This is a genomic window from Exiguobacterium sp. K1 (assembly GCF_033721435.1).
Taxonomy (GTDB): domain Bacteria; phylum Bacillota; class Bacilli; order Exiguobacteriales; family Exiguobacteriaceae; genus Exiguobacterium_A; species Exiguobacterium_A artemiae.
Genome location: NZ_JAOTIT010000002.1, coordinates 414,763 through 436,157, shown reverse-complemented (window position 1 = coordinate 436,157; position 21,395 = coordinate 414,763). Strand labels below are relative to the sequence as shown.

20 protein-coding genes and 1 pseudogene are annotated in these 21,395 nt (G+C 44.9%); 15 read left to right on the top strand and 6 right to left on the bottom strand.

What is annotated here, in order from left to right; genetic code table 11:
- Positions 1–63: 63 nt before the first annotated feature.
- Both N7U64_RS07470 and N7U64_RS07465 read right to left on the bottom strand, forming a co-directional pair.
- Positions 64–975 carry an iron-hydroxamate ABC transporter substrate-binding protein gene (locus N7U64_RS07470; RefSeq protein ID WP_026827270.1) on the bottom strand — a complete coding sequence of 304 codons (912 nt, stop codon included), beginning with the start codon at positions 973–975 and terminating at the stop codon, positions 64–66.
- A gap of 4 nt (positions 976–979) precedes the next feature.
- Positions 980–1,771, bottom strand: a complete 792-nt coding sequence (locus N7U64_RS07465; protein ID WP_012371636.1) for an ABC transporter ATP-binding protein — start codon at positions 1,769–1,771, stop codon at positions 980–982.
- Positions 1,772–1,955: 184 nt separating this feature from the next.
- Here N7U64_RS07465 and N7U64_RS07460 point away from each other — a divergent pair, with 184 nt between their 5' ends.
- From N7U64_RS07460 to N7U64_RS07445, 4 genes are all read left to right on the top strand, one after another.
- A complete protein-coding gene (locus N7U64_RS07460) occupies positions 1,956–3,014 on the top strand; it encodes an NAD(P)/FAD-dependent oxidoreductase (protein WP_318929117.1) in 1,059 nt (352 codons plus the stop codon).
- A gap of 154 nt (positions 3,015–3,168) precedes the next feature.
- Positions 3,169–4,464 (top strand): cation:dicarboxylate symporter family transporter, encoded by a 1,296-nt coding sequence (locus tag N7U64_RS07455; protein ID WP_318929115.1) that lies wholly within the window; start codon positions 3,169–3,171, stop codon positions 4,462–4,464.
- A 360-nt stretch (positions 4,465–4,824) separates the two neighbouring features.
- Positions 4,825–5,112, top strand: a complete 288-nt coding sequence (locus N7U64_RS07450; RefSeq protein ID WP_290828520.1) for a hypothetical protein — start codon at positions 4,825–4,827, stop codon at positions 5,110–5,112.
- A 20-nt stretch (positions 5,113–5,132) separates the two neighbouring features.
- Positions 5,133–5,426 carry a DUF2089 family protein gene (locus N7U64_RS07445; protein ID WP_114597266.1) on the top strand — a complete coding sequence of 98 codons (294 nt, stop codon included), beginning with the start codon at positions 5,133–5,135 and terminating at the stop codon, positions 5,424–5,426.
- Between the two features lie 51 nt (positions 5,427–5,477).
- Here N7U64_RS07445 and N7U64_RS07440 read toward each other — a convergent pair whose 3' ends face one another.
- Entirely contained in the window at positions 5,478–5,711 is a 234-nt protein-coding gene (locus N7U64_RS07440; RefSeq protein ID WP_318929113.1) for a DUF4305 domain-containing protein, read from the bottom strand.
- A 21-nt stretch (positions 5,712–5,732) separates the two neighbouring features.
- Positions 5,733–6,425 (bottom strand): type II CAAX endopeptidase family protein, encoded by a 693-nt coding sequence (locus N7U64_RS07435; protein ID WP_318929111.1) that lies wholly within the window; start codon positions 6,423–6,425, stop codon positions 5,733–5,735.
- A gap of 220 nt (positions 6,426–6,645) precedes the next feature.
- Between N7U64_RS07435 and groES the strand changes: the two genes are divergently transcribed.
- The 4 genes from groES to N7U64_RS07415 all read left to right on the top strand — a co-directional run bounded on the left by groES (position 6,646) and on the right by N7U64_RS07415 (position 11,361).
- Positions 6,646–6,930, top strand: a complete 285-nt coding sequence (gene groES / locus N7U64_RS07430) for a co-chaperone GroES (protein ID WP_012371631.1) — start codon at positions 6,646–6,648, stop codon at positions 6,928–6,930.
- Between the two features lie 19 nt (positions 6,931–6,949).
- Positions 6,950–8,587, top strand: a complete 1,638-nt coding sequence (groL, locus tag N7U64_RS07425; RefSeq protein WP_318929108.1) for a chaperonin GroEL — start codon at positions 6,950–6,952, stop codon at positions 8,585–8,587.
- A 203-nt stretch (positions 8,588–8,790) separates the two neighbouring features.
- Positions 8,791–10,086 carry a hypothetical protein gene (locus N7U64_RS07420; protein ID WP_318929107.1) on the top strand — a complete coding sequence of 432 codons (1,296 nt, stop codon included), beginning with the start codon at positions 8,791–8,793 and terminating at the stop codon, positions 10,084–10,086.
- A gap of 18 nt (positions 10,087–10,104) precedes the next feature.
- On the top strand, positions 10,105–11,361 hold the full coding sequence (locus N7U64_RS07415) for a hypothetical protein (protein WP_318929106.1): 1,257 nt from the start codon (positions 10,105–10,107) through the stop codon (positions 11,359–11,361).
- Between the two features lie 239 nt (positions 11,362–11,600).
- Here N7U64_RS07415 and N7U64_RS07410 read toward each other — a convergent pair.
- Positions 11,601–11,726: pseudogene (locus N7U64_RS07410) on the bottom strand (IS3 family transposase); the annotation flags it as partial.
- Between the two features lie 398 nt (positions 11,727–12,124).
- Here N7U64_RS07410 and N7U64_RS07405 point away from each other — a divergent pair.
- From N7U64_RS07405 to N7U64_RS07380, 6 genes are all read left to right on the top strand, one after another.
- Positions 12,125–12,700: a GNAT family N-acetyltransferase gene (locus tag N7U64_RS07405; protein WP_318929105.1), complete on the top strand. Its 576-nt coding sequence runs from the start codon at positions 12,125–12,127 to the stop codon at positions 12,698–12,700.
- Positions 12,687–13,622, top strand: a complete 936-nt coding sequence (locus tag N7U64_RS07400; RefSeq protein ID WP_318929104.1) for a HEAT repeat domain-containing protein — start codon at positions 12,687–12,689, stop codon at positions 13,620–13,622. The genes N7U64_RS07405 and N7U64_RS07400 overlap by 14 nt, the downstream gene beginning before the upstream one ends.
- Positions 13,623–13,806: 184 nt before the next feature.
- Positions 13,807–14,382 carry a TetR/AcrR family transcriptional regulator gene (locus tag N7U64_RS07395; protein ID WP_318929102.1) on the top strand — a complete coding sequence of 192 codons (576 nt, stop codon included), beginning with the start codon at positions 13,807–13,809 and terminating at the stop codon, positions 14,380–14,382.
- Positions 14,383–14,452: 70 nt separating this feature from the next.
- Positions 14,453–15,301 (top strand): alpha/beta hydrolase, encoded by an 849-nt coding sequence (locus N7U64_RS07390; RefSeq protein ID WP_318929101.1) that lies wholly within the window; start codon positions 14,453–14,455, stop codon positions 15,299–15,301.
- 33 nt (positions 15,302–15,334) lie between these two features.
- Complete coding sequence (locus N7U64_RS07385) at positions 15,335–16,336, top strand: NADP-dependent oxidoreductase (RefSeq protein ID WP_318929099.1); 1,002 nt, start codon at positions 15,335–15,337, stop codon at positions 16,334–16,336.
- Between the two features lie 31 nt (positions 16,337–16,367).
- Positions 16,368–17,150, top strand: coding sequence for an SDR family oxidoreductase (locus tag N7U64_RS07380; RefSeq protein WP_318929098.1), 783 nt, complete (start codon positions 16,368–16,370; stop codon positions 17,148–17,150).
- A 63-nt stretch (positions 17,151–17,213) separates the two neighbouring features.
- Here the strand turns inward: N7U64_RS07380 and N7U64_RS07375 are convergent, their stop codons facing one another.
- Positions 17,214–19,013: an LTA synthase family protein gene (locus N7U64_RS07375; protein ID WP_318929096.1), complete on the bottom strand. Its 1,800-nt coding sequence runs from the start codon at positions 19,011–19,013 to the stop codon at positions 17,214–17,216.
- 321 nt (positions 19,014–19,334) lie between these two features.
- On the opposite strand from N7U64_RS07375, the gene N7U64_RS07370 reads away from it, so the two are divergent.
- Positions 19,335–21,368 carry an acyltransferase family protein gene (locus N7U64_RS07370; protein ID WP_318929094.1) on the top strand — a complete coding sequence of 678 codons (2,034 nt, stop codon included), beginning with the start codon at positions 19,335–19,337 and terminating at the stop codon, positions 21,366–21,368.
- The last annotated feature ends 27 nt before the right edge of the window (positions 21,369–21,395 follow it).

Below are 21,395 nucleotides of genomic sequence, written 5' to 3'. Positions count from 1 at the left end.
CGCCTCCAGTTGGTATGAATCCAAAAAAGGAGGGAGCGATGAGGCTCCCTCCTTTAGTATACGTTACGCGCCAAGGAAATTTTTCTTGAAGAACTCCAGTTGACGTTCCAGTGTGAGTGGATCGTTGAAGTAGAACTCTTTTGAATCAACTTCGAAGACGTGGTTGTTTTTAACGGCAGGGATGTTTTTGTACGTGTCCGTTTTTGTGAACGAGTTATCTGCTTCCGCTGTTTTGCTGAAGATCAGATAGTCGCCTGCATATTCCGGCAGAACTTCAGGTGATAACGCGTAATAGCCATCTTTTAACGCCATCTCCGTGACTTTTTTAGGCATTTTCAATTTCATCTCTTGGTAGAGGATTTCTGTACCGCGGCCCCAGTTGTCGCCGAAGACGTAGAGCTGTTTGTCGAAGCTTTCGATGACGGAAACCGTTTTGTCTTCACCGATTTTGGCTTTGATTTCTTTTCCGGCGTCCGCAGCACGTGTTTTGAAGTCTTTGACCCAGTCGCGTGCTTCCTGCTCTTTGTTGAGCAATTTACCGATTTCGATGTGTTGCGTCAAATAGTCGACTTTTCCGTATGTGTATGTGACGGTCGGTGCGATTTTTTTGAATTTGTCGATGTTTTTTGTCGTGTTGTAACCGATGATGAGATCCGGATTGAGTTCGATGACTTTTTCGACGTTTTCTTCTGAAACTTCTTTGACGTTTTTCAGATCAAACTTCGGATTTGATTTAGACCATGAGTCGACACCGACGAGCGGGACGTCGAGCGCCATGACGTTTCCGGCAAAACCGGCGAGGACGACGACACGTTTCGGATTCGCCGGTACTTCGACGTCTCCGTTTTCGGATTTATAGGTAATCGTTTCTTTTTTTGTATCAGCGGACGATGTCTCTTCTTTTTTCTCCGTGTTGCCACAGGCGGCAATCACAAGCGTCAACAATAAAAGAACCGGTAATAGCAGTTTTTTCATGAATTCAATCTCCCTTAATTAAGTTATAGGTGACGCACATCGGTTTATTCGTGCGCGGATCACGACCGATTTCGGCATCGATATGGAATACATCTTTCAGGACGTCTTTTGAGATGACTTCCTCACACGTTCCGGCTTTAACGACTTCACCGTCTTTCATGGCGATGATGTAGTCGGCGAAACGTGCCGCTTGATTCAAATCGTGTAACACCATCACGATGGTCCGGCCTTGCGTCCGGTTGAGCTGTTCCAGCAGCTCGAGGACTTCCAGCTGGTGGGCGAGATCAAGATAGGTGGTCGGTTCGTCGAGAAAAATGATGTCCGTTTCCTGGGCAAGGGCCATCGCGATCCAGACCCGTTGCCGTTGACCGCCGGATAAAGCGTCGACCGGACGATGTTTGAATGCCATTGTGTCGGTTGCTTCGAGTGCCCAATCGATGATTTCGTAATCATGTTTCGTCAGACGTCCGAATCCTTTCTGATAGGGAAAGCGACCGTATGAGACAAGCTCTGCGACCGTCAGACCACTTGCGCTTTCCGGTGTCTGTGGCAGGATAGCCATTTTCCGGGCAAGCAGTTTTGTACTTTCCTTCGCGATATCGAGACCGTCGAGTAACGCACGCCCCGATTGGTGGGGGATGATCCGGGTCATCGCCTTCAGTAACGTTGATTTTCCGCAACCGTTCGCCCCGATGATCGTCGTGATTTGCCGATCGGGAATCTGAACCGTCAAGTCTTTGACGATGGTACGATCTCCGTAACCGATGCTGATTTCTTCTGTTGCTAGACGTACCATATGCACAGACTCCTTTTCGTTTAAAACTGTTTTCATTGATAATGATTATCACTATCGTCCAACTAACCATACCAGTTCCATAAAAACGCTGTCAACATTTTTTCTTGTCTTCAAGACATGTTCACGTTATCATTGGAAATGAGAATGATAATCAGTCGTATCGAATCGTGAGGGAGTGAGCGAGATGGAACAGCAGGAATTGTTCGATGTAACGGTAATTGGTGGAGGCCCGGCCGGGTTATACTCTACTTTCTATAGTGGACTACGCGGAATGAAGACGAAATTGATCGAATATCAGGCAGAACTGGGTGGAAAGATTCACGTCTATCCGGAGAAGATGATTTGGGACGTCGGGGGTCAGCCACCCATTACCGGTGCAAAGCTGATGGAACAGCTGGTCGAACAAGGACTGACATTTAATCCGACCGTTCATCTGAATGAAAAAATCATCTCGATCACGAAAGATGTGTTCGGTAACTTCGTGCTAGAGGCGGAATCGGGAACGGTACACTATTCGAAGACGGTCATCGTTGCCGTCGGAGGCGGGATCCTTAACCCGCAGAAGCTGAAAATCGAAGGTGCGGAACGCTATGAAGTGTCGAACTTGAACTACACCGTCAAATCGATTGAACGGTTTAAGGATAAAACCGTCATTATTTCCGGCGGCGGTAACTCGGCAATCGATTGGGCGAACGAGCTCGAACCGGTCGCGAAAAAAGTTTACGTCACGTACCGGAAAGACTGCTTTACAGGGCACGAGGCGCAAGTCGAACAGCTCGTCAACAGTTCCGCCGTTTGTCTGCTCAATACGACAATCCATAAGCTGGTTGCGAGTGACGACCATCACCGGATCGCCTCGGTCGAACTGATTGATTGTGCAACAAGCGAGACGGTGGCGCTTGAGATTGACGAAGTCATCATCAACCATGGCTATGAGCAGGATGCTGAGTTGCTGGCGAACTGCGATCTTGAGTTGCAACAGGTCGACGATTTTTACATCGCCGGAACATCATCCAGTGAATCGAGTGTGCCCGGCCTTTACGCAGCAGGTGATATCCTGTCGCATGATGGAAAAGTTCATCTCATCTCCGGTGCCTTCCAGGACGCGGCGAATGCTGTCAACCGGGCGAAGAAGTTTATCGAACCGGAAGCACCGAAAGTCGCGATGGTGTCGTCCCATAATGAAGTCTTTAAAAAGCGGAATCGGGAACTGATTCAGGAAATGGTCAATCAAAATCGTTAACAGACAGAGCAAAAACGTGTTTCTACAGCCTTTTCGGCAGTAGGAGCACGTTTTTGTCCATTCTGTACTAATACAGAACGATTTGACATCTATCTGTATTTAGGACAAAATGCTCTTATGTGTTTTTAAATGTGTGAAATTAAGGAGGCAGATTATGGCAGCAACGAAACGTAAGCCACTTGGTTTGGCTTGGCAGATTTTAATCGGATTGATTCTCGGGATTACCGTCGGTGGTATCTTTTACGGGAATCCACATGTCGCGGAGTGGCTGAAGCCAATCGGTGATATCTTTATCCGGATGATGAAAATGATCGTCGTCCCAATCGTCTTTACAACCATCGTGCTCGGTGTCTCGTCAGTCGGAAGTCCAAAAAGTCTTGGACGCCTCGGCGCGAAGACGCTCGGTTACTTTACAATCGTTACGATGATTGCGATCTTTACCGGATTATTCGCAGCAAACCTTGTTGAACCGGGAGCCGGTATCAATATGGCGACGCTCGAAAAGACAGACATCTCAACGTACGTCGCAACGGAAGAAACGACGAAAGATCAAGGTCTTGTCGAGAAAATCGTTAATATCGTTCCGACGAACATCCTGGATGCGATGGTGCGTGGCGATATGCTGGCCATCATCTTCTTCTCGGTTCTGTTCGGACTCGGTGTCGGCTTCGCGGGCGAAAAAGGTTTACCGGTCGTCCGCTTCTTCGAAGGGGTCGCGGCGGCAATGTTCAACCTGGTTAACATCGTCATGAAGTTCGCTCCGATCGGTGTCTTCGCATTGATTGGTGTTACGGTCTCGACGTTCGGAATCGAATCACTCGGATCGCTCTTTAAATTGATTGGAACATTATATGTCACGGCGCTTCTTTTCATGGTCATCGTCTTCGGATCAATCATGAAATGGGTCGGGGTTCGTGTCTCGGATTTCGTCCGTGTCTTCAAAGATGAATTACTCCTCACCTATTCGACGGCATCGTCGGAAACGGTGTTACCGCGTGTCATGGAAAAACTCGAAAAAATGGGTGTTCCAAAGTCGATTGTCAGTTTCGTCGTTCCGACGGGTTACTCGTTTAACCTCGATGGATCAGCACTGTACCAAGCGATGGCGGCCTTGTTCATCGCGCAGATGTACAACATTGATTTATCGATCGGCACGCAGTTGACGCTTGTCTTCGTCCTGATGTTGACATCAAAAGGGATGGCTGCTGTACCGGGCGTTTCGTTTGTAGTATTACTCGCGACACTCGGAACGGTCGGCATTCCGCCTGAAGGTCTTGCCTTCATCGCCGGGATCGACCGGATCATGGACATGATGCGTTCTGTCGTTAACGTAACAGGGAACACGCTTGCTTCACTCGTCATTGCGAAGTGGGAAGGTGTTCTGGATTCCGACCAGCTCGATGAGTACATGTCGACGGAAGGCAAGCAGGATAAAATCAAGAGTGCATAATAGGTAATGCAGCAGACCAGATGAATCGTCATCTGGTCTTTTTTTGTATTCCTGTGGTGTCATGTTTGTCACGCCCGCTTTTCTCGGGCGGAACGCAAGCCGCTGTCGTCTTTGACGACAGGGTCTCACCTGTTCCTGACGGAAGCGGAGCTTCCTTTTCCCGCAGAAGTCGGACGGTGAACACACGACACCTGCTCTGAAGCAGTTGAATCTCAGATCGTCAAAATATATAAAAGCACTATATTTATAAATAAAGAAACCAATTTTTCATGAATATTAAAAATAAATTGAATAATGTTTAGTTAAAAGTTAATATTATTAATATAGAACGACTAGTAGACAACAAAAGGAGGAAAACAAGTGGGAACATTTATTTCTTTACTGATCACAATTGGATTATTTGGGGGACAGTTTTACCTTTCAAGAAAAAGTAATATACTCGGGGTGATTCTTCCCGTACTTGTCTTAGTGGCAGGAGCATACATATACTTTTATACAGGAGAGCATTCCGATGACCGTGAATCATTGATTCGGATCGGCACGCTCATGCTGACGTCAATCCTAGTCAGTATGTCGGTGGAGGGAAACAACTCACGGAAGAAAAAACTGCAGCGCGAAAAAGATCGTCTCGATATTCAAGATTTGTAAAAGAGAAGTGAGGGAAAATGATGGAACGACAAGATGTGCCCGCGTGGGTACTGGCTTTAGAACAAGAACATCTCGAATTTATCCGGAAATTCGTTTTGAACTCTGGATCGCTAAAAGATATGGCATCTTCTTATCAAGTATCCTATCCGACCGTTCGGACAAAGTTAAACCAGTTGATTGAACGAATCGAGTCTGTGCAACAAGAGGACGTCGAGTTCATTAATATGATCAAGAACCTTGTTTTGGATGAACGGCTAAATCTTGATATCGCGAAAGTCATTATCGATTCTTATCGAAAAGATCAGAAAAAGTGAACGAAAATACAAAATGAGATCACCGAGTAAATCCGGAGATCTCATTTTGCATTATTTCTTGTCGTTCTTTTTTTCCTGTTCTTTTTTGATCATCTTCTTGGCTGCCATCCGGAAGCGGAAGATGAGGTAAAGACGATAAAAGTCGACGGCTGCGAACAGTGTTAAGAGAATCGTCCAGAAATTAAAAACTGTTCCGGCCTCAATCGAGTTGGTATAAGCGAGGTACATGAACAGAATACCGAAGATGGCATAAAACAATGCCATGAAGTTTGAACCTTGTCGCATGAAAACACTACCTTTCGTTAATTAAGTCGTTGCATAGAGGGCAAGCACGACGATGCCGTTATTAAAGACGTGAATGGCGATCGGTGCGATGATGCGGCGGGTCTTGACGAAGACGAGTGAGAAGACGAAGCTCATCGCGACGTAAATCAAAAATTTATTATCTCCGTGAATCAGACCGAAGATGACACCGCTGAGAACGAAGCTGAAGATGAAGTTCAGTTTAGTCGAGAGGTTTCCGAACATGATATGACGGAATAAAAACTCCTCCATGATCGGACCAAGCAGGACGACCATGACCTGAAGAATCGGAATGACCTGAATGGCTTTCATGATTTCATCCGTATTCTGTGATTTCGCAATGTTCTCGATACCACCGGACAGCCAAGCATCCACCAGATTGACACTGATCAGCGAGACATACAACAAGACGATTCCGATCCCGATCCACTTTAACGTATCCATCGTATCGGTCTGCTTGCCTTCAGCTTTCCACTTCTGCCAATCGGGACGTAAACAATAGAAGGAAACGATGACGGCTAAAGTAAAACCAATCGCGAGCCACCAGCCGAGAACGCTCGGAATCTGACTTTTGGAGAGGAAACTTGGGAAGGTTGCCGGGACAAGTTGCACGATTAAATAAATCACGATTGGAATGACGTGACGGATTTGCCACTTCTCAGCCATGTTAAACGGCAGATTGACGGAATTTTTCATTGTTCGGGACACAACTCCTTTGTAATGAAGGTACTGTCCCGATTGTAACAAACAAACCGACCGGGCGCACGAATGGGGATGGTTCAAAGATGGCGATTTCGGGAAAACGCATAAGGGTTCGGGCTTGAATTCCAATTGAAAACCGTTTAAGATAAAAATATGTTAGCACTCCAATTAAGTGAGTGCTAAAAAACAGTCATGTTCAAGGAGGATGTTTCGCATGTTAAAACCACTTGGTGATCGCATCGTGATCGAAGTCGTTAAAAAAGAAGAAACAACCCTCGGAGGAATCGTTCTTCCTGGGTCAGCGAAAGAAAAGCCGCAAGAGGGTAAAGTCGTCGCTGTCGGTACAGGCCGTGTGACGGAACAAGGTGTCCGTGTACCACTTGAAGTGAATGTCGGGGACCATGTCATCTATGCGCAATACGCAGGGTCAGAAGTGAAAGTCGATGGCAACGAATACTTAATCTTACGCGAAAGCGATATTTTAGCAGTAGCAAACTAATCAAAGGGGGATTTCAGTCATGGCAAAAGATATCTTATTCAGTGAAGAAGCACGCCGGGCGATGCTTCGCGGAGTAGACGCATTAGCGGACGCAGTTAAAGTGACGATCGGACCAAAAGGACGTAACGTCGTCCTCGAACGTAAATTCGGTTCACCACTCATCACGAATGATGGTGTGACGATTGCAAAAGAAATCGAACTCGAAGACCACTTCGAAAACATGGGCGCGAAGCTTGTGGCAGAAGTCGCATCAAAAACGAATGAAATCGCAGGGGATGGTACGACAACAGCGACAGTCCTCGCACAAGCGATGATCCGCGAAGGACTCAAAAACGTCACTGCAGGTGCTAACCCGATGGTCATTCGTAAAGGGATCGAAAAAGCAGTCCGTCGTGCCGTTGAAGAACTGCACGCAATCGCAAAACCGATTGAAGGCAAAGAAGCAATCGCTCAAGTAGCGGCGATTTCAGCAGCCGACGAAGAAGTCGGTCAATTGATCGCGGAAGCAATGGAACGTGTTGGTCAGGACGGCGTTATCACAATCGAAGAATCACGCGGCTTCACGACGGAACTTGATGTCGTCGAAGGGATGCAGTTCGATCGTGGATATGCATCACCGTACATGATCACGGATTCCGATAAGATGGAAGCGGTCCTTGAGAACCCGTACATCTTGATCACGGACAAAAAGATTTCGAACATCCAGGAAATCCTGCCGGTCCTTGAGCAAGTCGTCCAACAAAACAAACCACTCTTGATCATCGCGGAAGACGTCGAAGGCGAAGCACTCGCGACACTCGTCGTCAACAAACTCCGTGGAACGTTCAACGCTGTTGCCGTTAAAGCACCTGGTTTCGGAGACCGTCGTAAAGCGATGCTCGAAGACATCTCGATTGTCACAGGCGCAGAATTGATCACAGAAGAACTTGGTCTTGATCTCAAAGAAACACAAATTACGCAACTCGGCCGCGCGTCGAAAGTCGTCGTCTCAAAAGACAACACGACAATCGTCGAAGGTAACGGACACAGTGATTCAATCACAGCGCGTGTCGGAGCCATCCGTTCGCAAATCGAAGAAACGACAAGCGACTTCGATCGTGAAAAACTGCAAGAGCGTCTTGCGAAACTCGCAGGCGGCGTAGCCGTCGTCAAAGTCGGCGCAGCAACAGAAACGGAACTGAAAGAACGGAAGCTCCGGATCGAAGATGCACTCAACGCGACACGTGCAGCCGTTGAAGAAGGAATCGTTGCCGGTGGAGGAACTGCCTTCATCCACGTCACGAAAGCCGTTGAATCGATCCTTGCCGTCACAACAGGTGACGAAGCAACAGGTGTCAACATCGTCCTTCGCGCACTCGAAGCACCGCTCCGCCAAATCGCGGAAAACGCCGGTCAAGAAGGTTCGGTCATCGTCGAGCGTCTCAAGCATGAAGCACAAGGCATGGGTTACAACGCCGCGACAAACGAGTATGTGGACATGATCGAAGCTGGAATCGTCGACCCGGCGAAAGTGACGCGTTCAGCACTTCAAAACGCAGCATCTGTTTCAGCGATGTTCTTGACGACAGAAGCCGTCATTGCCGACAAACCAGAACCAGCCGGCGCACCTGCAATGCCTGATATGGGCGGCATGGGTGGAATGGGCGGAATGATGTAAATGATGTAAAATCAATGTTTTAAAGGCTTTTCGGAAGTTAGTTTACTTCCGAAAAGCCTTTTTATACGTATATATTAATAGTAAAATTATTTTAATTTGATTTAATTATCCTTATTTTTGAATATTTGCTTTTATTTAATTTGTAAAGATTTATTATATACATAAATAGTAAAAAATATACTGAATGAAGAATGGGGATAATTATGATAAATGAAAAAGTAAAAGCAGGATATTGGTCTATTGCAACTCAAAAGCATTTAAAGCAGTTTCAAATTGATAGTGCAGGTTTAAATAATTTTGGAACTATGAACACAGTTGGAAAAGCTGGGAGATTTTTAGGTGTGATTAGAGGCAACGGAGCAATTGAAAATATGAATAAATTAAGGCAAATGGCAAGTACTGTTGGAATAAGTAGTAACTTAGAATTAGAGCTAATTATACTGCCGACTCTCGAAAACGCATCAGATCAACAAATAGAGTTAATTCGCGATTCTACAGGAAAAATAACTGGACTAGCAGAATATGTTTTTACAAATTCAAAAGTACTAGAGATATCTGGTCAGCTTTTTGAAAATCTTTCACCCAACGAACTCGAACGTGTTACTGTCGAAACTATGGATGAAACAAAGAAAATACCTTATTTACAAAGTGAACTTACTCAATTGTTAATACAAAAAGGATATCCAGAAGAAAAAATTTCACTATCGTATGCTCTACAAAAACAGTTTAAGTTAATTCAAATGTTCGAAAAATCTAGAAGTGAAGAACGTATTATTAGTAATGAATATGTATGGGGAGAAAATAGTCAGAAAATAGCACATGCAATATCTAAATTAGAAATTGATAATAGACAAAACTTAAAAGAAATTATTGAAATAGTACAAGGTACTCAAGGTTTTCCTCTTGATCAAATACCGATTCAACATATCGACCTGCTAAATTTAGCTAAAAAAGTTGGTATGATCAATCCGACTACAATAATTTCAACTAGAGGTATTCAAAAAGATTTCGGTTTTAGTTCTAAGCTAGTAGGAGAAAATTTATACAATGACGATATTTTAGATGATGTTAAACTTCTTTTAGCTTCGATTAGATTTGGAGAAAACTACACTCAGTATACTACAATTAACAATCCCGAAAAATTCTTAACGAAATTTATTGAATCAGGAGATATTGGTCCTCATGATGCTAATGCAACAGACTATACTTTATTAGAGAAGAAAGGAATTGTGAGAGTTGTAACTAAGACTAAAGGACATCGAACAGGTTCATGTTTAGAATTAATACGAAAAGATGTTGCTGAAGAAGCATTAAAAATAATAAAAAGTCCAAATTATAGTTTACAAGTAGATACAGACATTACTGATTTTAGTTCAATGATTGATACTAGCGCTTTTTTAACCCCTGAAGAGTCCAGAATCAGACTAGGTGAATCACCTGAGCATATTCAAGAAGTTGAAGAACATGCTGTTAGATTACTCAGAGGAGAGTTGCTGTAAAAGAGAGGATGAAATTCTTTGAACAATGAAAGAAATGAAGGTAAAGAAAAAATAGAGCTATCAGAAATAAATAAATCAAAAAAAACTCAAAGTCTGGAAACAGTTCAAAAAGAAAAACAAGAAATTAAAACAAAGAGCAAAGAAAATACTGGACAAAGAACTGCTGTTCCCAAAGGTACTCTTTTAGAATACAGATTAAAACGATTGATGTTTTATATGGGCTATTATCCGAGGATCAACGTAATATTAAAAACATCTCAAGATGAAACGGCGGTAAGGGTCACTGATTTAGATGTGTATGGAATTTATATCCATAAAGATTTTACGAGTAAAACCCTATGGGCAGATTGTAAATCTGGTAATGCAAAAAGTCATGAAAGAATTTCATGGATAAAAGGGATTATGACAACATTTGACATAAATAATGTGTTGTTTGTAAAAAATAAAGTACGTACCGAAACAAAGCAATATGCAAGAAAATATGGAATACAAGTTCTTGATTTAAATATCATTCCTAAACTAGAAGAATATTATAATATTCATTTGGAAGATTGGAATGGGTCATGGAACCCATATACTCAACACAATCAAAGTACTATCTTCTCAAAAATTTCTGTACCTACGAATGACATTTATAAAAAAATAGATAATTTTATTTCAACCGATTACTGGTTACTAGATAACTATTCAAGAATTAAAAAAATAGTAACTGCTATTCGAGAGTTATCACCAATGTTGGATGTTCCAATACCTTTAGATCAATCTAATTCAATTAAATGGGCAATAAATGAACTTGTATGCTTATTCTTACTCACAACACTGAATATATCTAAAGAATTATACTACTTTAATGAAAGAGAAAAGCGCGAAACAATTTTCGAATCACTAGCTGCAGGAGATGTATCGACTAAAAAAAGAAAAGAAATTTTTAACGCAGCATTTAGAGTTGCGTATAGCATGGTGAAAAATCAAATTCCTGAATTTATACCGCCTTCAGAATTACCTTCGATTAATTTGAATCCACCAAAGTATACTGATGCATTTTATGATTTGATTACAAGAATAACAAATAATCCACTACAATATTATGATTTGCTAAGATTCTTAGACTTTTATCTAATGGAATATGATTTGCATTCAAATGATGTCGATTACGAAAAGCTAAAGGATATGTTTGCTAACTATGACGATCTTATTATTGGTGCGAAAACATTATTACACTTTATTAGTCAGATAACTAATTTGCCACGTGCATATTTTCAAATTTTAAATTAATATCTAAAATATATAAAGTTAAGTGTAGGATGTAAATAAGCCTGATTTTCTCACTAAATGTGTAGGAAGTCAGGTCCGTATTGTGCCTAAAGAAACCGCATGTCAGTCGATTATTCTAATTTATTTTTTCTTACATTCTTCACTTGTTTTTGACAAAATTTCATCTCGACTTTTTTCTCGGTCTGCACGTCGTAACACTTGCCCTTGCATGCGGTTTTCGTCACATCGTCGACCGATGGTCGTTGTCTGGATTCATAATAAAACGTACTTCTAGATAATTGGAGGACGCTGCACATTGCTGATACCGAGTATTTATGTCGATTATTCTTGATCACACTTACTTTCGTCCCATGATCAGCGTGTGATTTTAAGTTCAGATGGAGTTGGACCATCTGTTGTTTGAATGAATCGCTAATAATTCTTCGTTCCCGTTTATTCATGAAGGTAAATCTCCTCTGCTGTTCATAATTTTCCTAAGTCTAATTGACCTTAAGGTTTATGTCCAACTAACTGCAGACCATCCATACAATTAATTTCGGACATTGTTAGCATTCCTTTCATCTCCTTAACGTTCTTGTTTCGAAACTTAAACGTTAGGATGAATTTTTGGGTGCTGGCAAGTCCTTTTCTTTTTTCGCAAAAGGAGTGCAGAACTGTGTACGTTTCCGTCGCACAAGTCTGCACTCCTATTTTGCATTACACATACGATGTAGATTTATGTTAAAAAGATGAAACTAAGGTACATCAAGAAGGGGAGAAATCTATGAAGGACAATGTAGGAATTATAATCAAGCCTTTAGAAAATCAATTCATAAATATTATTAACGACACGAACGAATCTTTCCTAATCATCGGAAAGATTCTCCCGGAATTTTCTGATGGCGTCTGGTCTTACGAAGAAGAGTTATATGATACTCCATCTGAAATCCGCTTTCCGGATGACAAATTGGATTGGTCTGCTTATATCGACAGCAGTGAAAAAATCGTCTTGTTAGCTTTCCATGAAGACACTTGCATCGGTCAAATCCGTCTCGTGAAAGACTGGAACCGTTTTGCCTATATTGAAAACATTGCTGTCAAAAAGGATTTCCGGAAAAGCGGTGTCGGTCACTTATTGCTTGAAGCAGCAGAAACCTGGGCGAAGGGACAGTCGTTGATTGGCCTATCGCTTGAAGCACAAAACGATAATCTGATTGCCTGCCGTTTTTACGTCAAAGAAGGATTTGTCCTTGGTGGTGTGGATACGCTGAAACAATCCGCTAATCCGAACATTGATTTGACACTATACTGGTACAAGATTTTTTCGGAAACTGAAGGAACTGCCGATGCACAAGGATGAATTGATCGCATTAGCGGAACAGATGTCGATTGATGAATATGTGTACGATGAAGAACGAGGTTATTCCACGAGTGAAGGTTCGCCGTCTGACTTGGCGTATGAAATAGCACGGCGCTTTCAGGATGTTCAAATGCTTCCTGTGTTAATGGACCTGCTTGAACAGACGAAGCGACTAGAAATGAAACAGTATTTCTACTTTATGCTTGGCACGATTGGTACGAATACAGGCGACGTCCTTGTTGTTAACCTACTGTTAGAACGGCTGGCACAAGAGACAAAGCCGACATTAATCGTCAAAGTCCTTGATGAACTGGCGAAACAGGAACAGGTGGACGATGCGGCAGCTATCATCAAGTATGTCGAGGATCCTCGTTCGGCTGTTCGAAATTCGGCAATTGAGGCATTACGTGTCTGTCGGGGAGATGCAGTAGAGGATGCTTTAATTCGATTTATTACGACCTCCACTGATTCATTTGAAATCACAAGTGCAAATTTTGTGTTGGCAACAATCGGAACGAAGCGGGTGATTCCGTATCTGTTACCGCTCCTCGATCATCCGAAAGGTGATGTCCGGCACTCGGCACTCAATGCGCTCAGTGAACTTGGAGACGATTCGTTCCTGCCGTTGTTTTTAAAAGGTTTGGAGGATCGGTCAATCGACGTCAAAACGTATGCCTTGCTCGGAATTGTGAAACACGGAGATGCATCCGCCATTCAGCCGGTCATCAAACGGCTGAAAATAATGTTGAAGCGGAAGCGGCAGATTCAAAGTGACGAAGGCCTGGTTGCACTGCGTTTTTTAAATCGCTATCGACAATCCGACAAGACGATTCCGGTGTTATTTGACTGGATCGTCGCGAAAAAATGGAATGTTATGCTTGACGACGAGCAACAGTGGTTAAAAAGGAACTATCCAAAATGAGAGGTGACTTCAGCAGCTGTTGGAGTCATCTTTTGTTCTCTATAAAAAAACAAAACTTCATTCTTTACTAATCGTTCTAGAAAGGGTATGATCGGTTTGTAATCAGAAAACAACTTACCATTTTTAGAACGAACATTCTAAAAAACAGCGATGATAGTTTTGCAACGATTGAAGGAGAAATGACATGGCTAGAAGTAAAGAGTTTGACGAAGCGGTTGTCTTAAGAAAAGCGATGGAGTTGTTTTGGGAGCAAGGCTACGAAAAAACATCGATGCAGGATTTAGTCGACCGCATGGGTATCCACCGGAGAAGTATTTATGACACGTTTGGTGACAAACGTTCATTGTTCCTCGCGTCTCTGGATGCATATGAAAAATTCATTACGCACGAGATGGAGACGATCATTCGACAAAACGCTTCGGTTCACGCGGCGATTCGTGACGTATTCCTGTTCATCCTTCGTTCTTCGGAACAGTATCCAAAAGGATGCCTGTCGGTCAATGCGGCAGTCGAACTGTCCTTACTTGATCAAGAAATCGACCGGCTCGTAACGGCGATGTTCAACCGGACGGAAGGCATGTTCGAGGAGTTGATCCGGCACGGACAGCAAAATGGAGAACTGTCGGGCGATATCGATCCGGAAGAGACGGCACGTTTCCTGCACAACAATCTGATTGGTCTGCGCGTATTGATCAAAACGAACTACAGTCAAAAAGAATTAGAAAGTATCATTGCTCTGGCACTCAAAGTGCTGGACTGACTTTCTTTTTTTTACTCATTCTAGAACGTTCATTCTAAAAAACTTTACTGTTTGAAGGAGGAAAATAATCATGACTACGACTCAACTACCTACACAATCACAATTTATCGAAGCAGCAGGAACACGTTACGCGTACCGGACGATGGGACAAACGGAAGGAACACCGCTCGTTCTGTTCGTCCACTTCAGAGGAACGATCGAAAACTGGGATCCGCAATTACTGACACCGCTCGCATCAAGCCGTCCTGTCATCCTGTTCGACAACAAAGGGGTCGGTGAAACGAACGGAGAAACACCAGACAGCGTAAGCGAGATGGCACAAGACGCGATCGCCTTCATTCAGGCACTCGGACATGACCAAGTGGATATTCTTGGTTTTTCAATCGGCGGTATGGTCGCACAAGAGGTCGCGATTCAAGCACCGCATCTCGTCCGGAAAATGATTTTGGCGGGAACGTCGCCGGAAGCAGGTGTCAATCCGTCTCCCGAAATCTTTGAGCGGATGAACCGGCACGGCGGGACGGAAGAAGACGGTATCAACGATTTCATGTTCTTCTTCTATGGACCAACGGAGACGAGCCGGGCAGCCGGAATGGCGTCGCTTGAACGGATTTTTGCGCAGAAACAGTTTAACAGTTCGGATCAGGTCAAAGAGGCACAAATGCGGTCCGTCGCCAAATGGGCGCAGGTGAAGCCGGACGAAGACTACGACTGGTTACGGACGATTGAACATCCGGTTCTTGTGACGAACGGTGTCGATGACGTCATGGTTCCAACCCAAAACAGTTACATCCTGACGGAAAAAATGCCGAACGCCCAACTGATCATTTATCCGGATTCAGGTCATGGTCACTTGTTCCAATTCCCGGAACTGTTTGCTGCACACGTCAACTTATTCCTGGATTCAGATGCAATTTAAGCATCTGTCGGCACAGACAAAGGAGGACATCTCATGAAAGCCGCTCAAATTATCAATTATTCCAAAACCATCAAAGCACAGGTCAACGAAGTACCTGTTCCGGATATTCAAGATCATGAAGTATTGATCAAGGTGAAAGCAGCCGCCATCAACCCGCTTGAGATGCTGATCATGACGGGCAGCGTCAAGCTCATCCAGGATTACGCGTTCCCGCTGACAATCGGAAACGAACTGGCCGGTGTTGTCGAAAAGGTCGGGAAACAGGTGCACGGCTTTTCCGTCGGCGATGATGTCTACGGCCGTCTGCCGATTGAAAAAATTGGAGCGATTGCCGAGTATGCGGCCGTCGATGCGGCAGCCCTTGCCATCATGCCGAAGAATGTATCGTACGAAGAGGCAGCAGGTGTCGCACTGACCGGACTGACGGCTTATCAAGGACTGCACGAAGAACTAAACGTCCGGTCCGGTAAAACGGTCTTTATCCCGGGCGGGTCCGGCAGTTTCGGTCAAATGGCGGTTCCGATTGCGAAAACGCTCGGGCTGAAAGTGATTGTCAGCGGAAATGCCGAATCCCGTGAGCGGACGATGCAGCTCGGTGCCGATCAATACCTCGATTACGCGACGCAAAACTATGAAGATCTTTTAACGAATGTCGATTATGTCATCGATACGCTCGGACCAAGTGAGTTCAAAAAAGAACTCAGCATCCTGAAACAGGGCGGACGGTTACTGTCACTGCGGACAGGACCAAACAAACGGTTCGCACAGGACCGAAAATTTCCATTTTGGAAACAGATCTTATTTTCACTCGCTGGCGCCGGGTATGACCGGGCAGCAAAAAAACAAGGTGTCGAATACCGGTTCATCTTCGTCCGTTCGGACGGCGGTCAGTTAAAAGAAATCACGTCAATCGTCGAAGCGAATCAGATCGTTCCGGCTCTGCATCCGAAACGGTTTACCATCGCTGAAATCAATGAAGCACTGGAATTAGTTGCGACGGGGCGTCCAAAAGGAAAAGTTATCATTACGTTTTAATTTTGGCTGAGAAAGAAGAGGAGGGAGTCCCATGCAAAAAACCGTTTTAATCACAGGTGTCTCCGGCGGTATTGGCAAGGAACTGGCCGACCGGTTTGCCCGGGACGGCTATGAGATGGTGCTCGTCGCCCGGAGTGAAGCGAAGATTTTAGAATTCGCGACACATTACCAAATGACATACGGTGTCGGCGTCACGGTCATCGCGAAGGATATCGCGGCACCCGGTGTACCGCAGGAAATTTTTAACGAGCTGCGGCAGAAAAAGATTCAGGTTGATTACTTGATCAACAACGCCGGATTTGGTCTGTTTGGACCGTTTGTCGAAACGGATCTCGAACAGGAGACGAACATGATTGACGTCAACATCAAAGCGTTAACGATCATGACAAAATTGTTTTTACCGGGCATGATACAGCGGAATCAGGGGGGCGTCATGAATGTCTCCTCGATGGTCGGCTTTTTCCCGGGACCGTTGATGTCGGTCTATCATGCGACGAAAGCATACGTCCTGTCATTCACGGAAGCACTTGAAAATGAAGTCAGCGGGACAAACGTAACGGTAACGGCGCTTTGTCCGGGACTGACGGCAACCGGATTCGCTGACCGGGCCAGCATGGAGAAATCAAACATGCTGCAAGGGAAAGTGATGGAGGCAGGCGAAGTCGCCGACATCGGCTACCGCGGATTTCTAAAGGGGGAGACGCTGATCATCCCCGGCACACAAAACCGGATCTTTTCGTTTTTTCCGCGTTTTCTGCCGCGCAAACAGATTACCCGGATCATCCGTAAGATGCAGGACGGGGCAAAAACCTGATTTGTACAACAAAAAGCAGGCGTCGGATGCGAAATCCGCGCCTTCTTTTGTCATGGGGGAAAATCATTCCAACCCGTTCTTTTCAATGATCGCGTCTGATAGACGCAAATCGTTTCGGACCTGTTTCGTCTGCGGTCGGCACATGTCGCGCGCGACCGCTTCTTTTGTCGAGACGTCATAACACGTGCCGTTGCCCGCTTTCCCGGTCAGCTTCGCTTCGTAATAATACCCTTTATAACGGAATGAACCGTCGCGGAACGCCGTCAGATTCGGTTCGTCATCAAGCAAAGAGTGTCCTGTCATATAGGGGGCGTCCAGATTGAGTAAATCGATGATTGTCGGAGCGATATCGATTTGCCCGCCGTTTTCCCGGATGGTTTCACCCGTGTCCTGATTCGGTTTCTTGATGAACAGCGGTACGCGGCGGTCGAGTTCAAAAGCATCGACGGCGTTGTCGATTTGCGCTTTTTGTTGCATCTCCCCGTCCTCGTTCGTCAGACCGCTGTCATGATCGCCGTAAAAGATGACGAGTGTGTCGTCCCACATATCTTTTTTCTTCAATTCCTTGACCATCTGTCCGACGGCCCCGTCGACATAACGGATCGTTTGATAATACCGTTTCAGCATCGGATCCTCGTAACTCGACAAATCCAGTTGCTGTTCGTCCTTCGGAATTTCATATGGCGTATGACTCGTCAAAGCGACGAGGAATGAGAAATACGGTTCCTTTAACGTTTCCATGTGTTCAATCGATTTCTCAAAAAATTGTTTATCGTTCAGCGCCATCCCGATTTTCTTTTGTTTCGGATAATCGTCCTGGCTGAAAAAATGTTTAAAGCCGATATTTTGATAGACTTGATCACGGTTCCAAAAACCTTTTTCATAGGCGTGCATCGCGGCCGTGTCATACCCGTTCGTACGCAACAGATCCGGCAGCGCCTCAAACTCGTTGTCCGGGAACCGGGTGTAGACGGAACCGGATTTTAACGGATAAAGCGACGTGTTCGTAATAAATTCGGCGTCCGAAGTCCGCCCTTCGTGTGTCTGGTGATAAAACGACAGGAAATACAGCGATTCTTTTTTCAAGTTGTTTAAGTTCGGTGTTAAGGTCTGACCGTTGATCTGTTGATCGATGACAGAAGCCTGGAATGATTCGAGCTGCACCAAAATGATGTTCGGTTTCTTCGCAGCACCACTCGTACCGGAAATCGTATTTTTATCGACTTGTTGTTGTTCTGCTTTCGTCAAACCGTCTGTTGAACCAAGAGCACTTTGGATGCCTTGCACCAGATCGAATCCGTGGTAACCCCAAAATCCGAGCTGATAATAGTCACGCATATCGGACACGGACCGGCTGAGATGCTGGTCTTCTTTGACAATGCTGTACGAGAGAGGAACGGCAAACAAAACGGCACCGGTGAGAAAAGTCAGTCCGGCTGTCTTGCGACGTGTTTTTTTCGCGACAGAAAACGTCCGCTGTCGCATAAAGAATAAAAATCCGAGGAAAATCAGGCTGTCCGCAAACAGTAAAAAGTCCTTCGGCAGGATCAAAGCGGCAAATCCGCTGCTGACATCACCCATCTGCATCATCTGTGACATCAAGGAGACGGACAGGAAATCATTAAAATAACGGTAATACCACATGTCGGAAATCAGCAACAGGCTGTGGGCAAGCAATAGACCAAGCCAAATCCAGCGGCGTTTTTTCCATTCAATCAATAAAGTCCAACTTGATAACAGCAACATACCGCCGAGATTCATGAAAAAGAGATCAACCGGGAAAGCAGTGTTGGTATAAAAGCTAAACAGCACGAATTTTAACGTGCCTAATAATAAGTAAAAAGCATAGCCGAGTCCAATCATCATTTGCTCCTAACGTTCGTCGTAGTCGTGAGATAATCTATACCCTTAACCGGAGGAGAACGAACGTTTGAGTCGGCTATGACGAGAAAATCAATGCTGAGCAAACGAAGATTAAAGGGAAATTCGAATACGACTCTTCCACGCTGGAGAAGTCGTATTCGTTATGGGGAAAAACGAATACATTGTAAAAGTTAATTTCTAAATGTTGTGGATTTTATGAGTATTTTACTTTAGGATGAATTGGTGCGTGTCTAACGATGAAGGAAAAAATTTCAATTCAATTTTTTCGGCATAAGAAAAAAGTATAGGAGCTAATACAAAATGAATCAACCGAATTACCAGGAAATGCAGCCTCAAAAACTCATTAACACCAAAAGTCAGTTCCGCCCTGAAATCGAGGGGTTGCGCGTTGTCGCCGCCTTGCTCGTCGCGGTCTATCATATCTGGTTCAACCGTGTCTCGGGTGGGGTGGATGTTTTCTTCGTCATCTCCGGCTTTCTGATTACGACGTCGATTATCTCGACAATCAACCGGACGGGTGAATTTCGTTTCCTGCCTTACGTCACAAAACTCATTAAACGGCTGTTGCCGTCGGTCCTGTTCATTTTGGCCGTCGTCCTGATCCTCAGCTCGTTTTTACTGCCGCAATCGATTTTAGAGAAGACGGTCCGTGAAGTCGTCGCCTCGATGTTCTTCTACCAAAACTGGCAGCTTGCCATCTCGAGTACGGATTATCTCGATGCGAGCCAGATGAAATCACCGGTCGAACACTTCTGGGCACTGTCGATTCAAGGGCAGTTCTATATGATCTGGTTCGTTCTGTTCTCATTCATCTTATGGATGGTCAAGAAGTACACGATTCAAAATGCAAAACCGATGATTAACACGATTTTAGGCGTGCTGTTCGTCGCGTCGTTAAGCTATTCGATCTATTTAACCGAAGTCAATCAGCCGTGGGCGTATTTCATCACGATGACGCGTGTCTGGGAGTTTGCCTTAGGCAGTCTGCTCTGCATCAACCTGTCCTCGATCCACATTCCGAAATGGATGGCGACGTTGATGGGCTGGCTCGGACTGATTGGTCTGGTCCTGACCGGAATTCTCTTTAACGTCTCACAGATGTTCCCGGGCTACATCGCCCTTTGGCCGATGACGTGTGCACTGTTCATCGTCCTGTCCGGGACACGCGACACGACGTTCGGCATCAAACGTTTCCTCGGATCGAAGCCGATGGTCAAACTCGGAGGAATTGCTTTCGGAATTTATCTCTGGCACTGGGTCCTGCTTGAGTTCTATCGTTATAATGTCCAGCAGACACCGGGAATGTTGACAGGAACACTGATCATCCTGTCGTCGATTCTCTTATCGTATCTGATGACGGAATTCATCGAGAAACCGATCCGCAGTGCAAAAGTCGACCGTTCGGCTTTCAAAAAGCTTGGTATCATGATCAGCATCAATGTTCTGTTGATCGGCTCACTCTTCGGACTGAAGTATTTTGAAGAACAGGAATTAAAGAACGGTGTCAGCGCAAGCGATTATCCGGGAGCAATGGCCGTCAAAAATCCGGAGAAGACGCCGGAGCACGATCCGTTCCCGTCCTATGCGAACGTCTTTGACGACTTGCCGCTTGTTCACACGGACGGCACCAATCAGGTACTGAGTAAAAGTGACATCAAAGTCGGTGAATACGGTGAGACAAAAGATTATGCCGCGACGATTGCCCTGGTCGGAAGCTCGCACTCGGAGCAATGGTTCGGAGCGATTCAAGAAGCGGCAAAAGGTGAAAAGTACCGCATCTTGAACATCACCCGCTCCGGAACGCGTTTCTCAACCGGTTACGAGGATGACACTCTAAAAGGCATCTGGAATCAAAATGTGCTGAAGTATTTGAAGGATGCCGATGTCGATTTGATCATCTCGCACGTCACAGCGGCGAATTCGACGAAAGATAAGATTCACCAGCAGATGGTCGATCAGATGCAGTATGTCAAAGACGAGTACGGCATCGACGGTCTGGCACTCCGGGACAACCCGCGTTACAGCTTCAATATCCTTGAGTCGCTTGAGACGTCGAGCATTAAAGAAACAACGAAAAAAATGAACGCTGAAGTCAACCAACGCGATGAAGCGTACTGGAAAAACTTCGAACAAACGAACAAGTCGCTCTATAAACTCGACTTGACGGATTACTTCCGTGTCGACGGCGAATTCCGTCCCGTGATCGGGAACGTCGTCATCTACCGTGATATCAGCCATATGACGAATTCCTATGCGGAAAGCTTCGGACCGGTCTTCAAACAGAAACTGAATGAAGTCGTAACGGATATCCTGGAGAAAAAACAATCGGATTAATCATCAATCAAACTCTTCCCCCTGGTT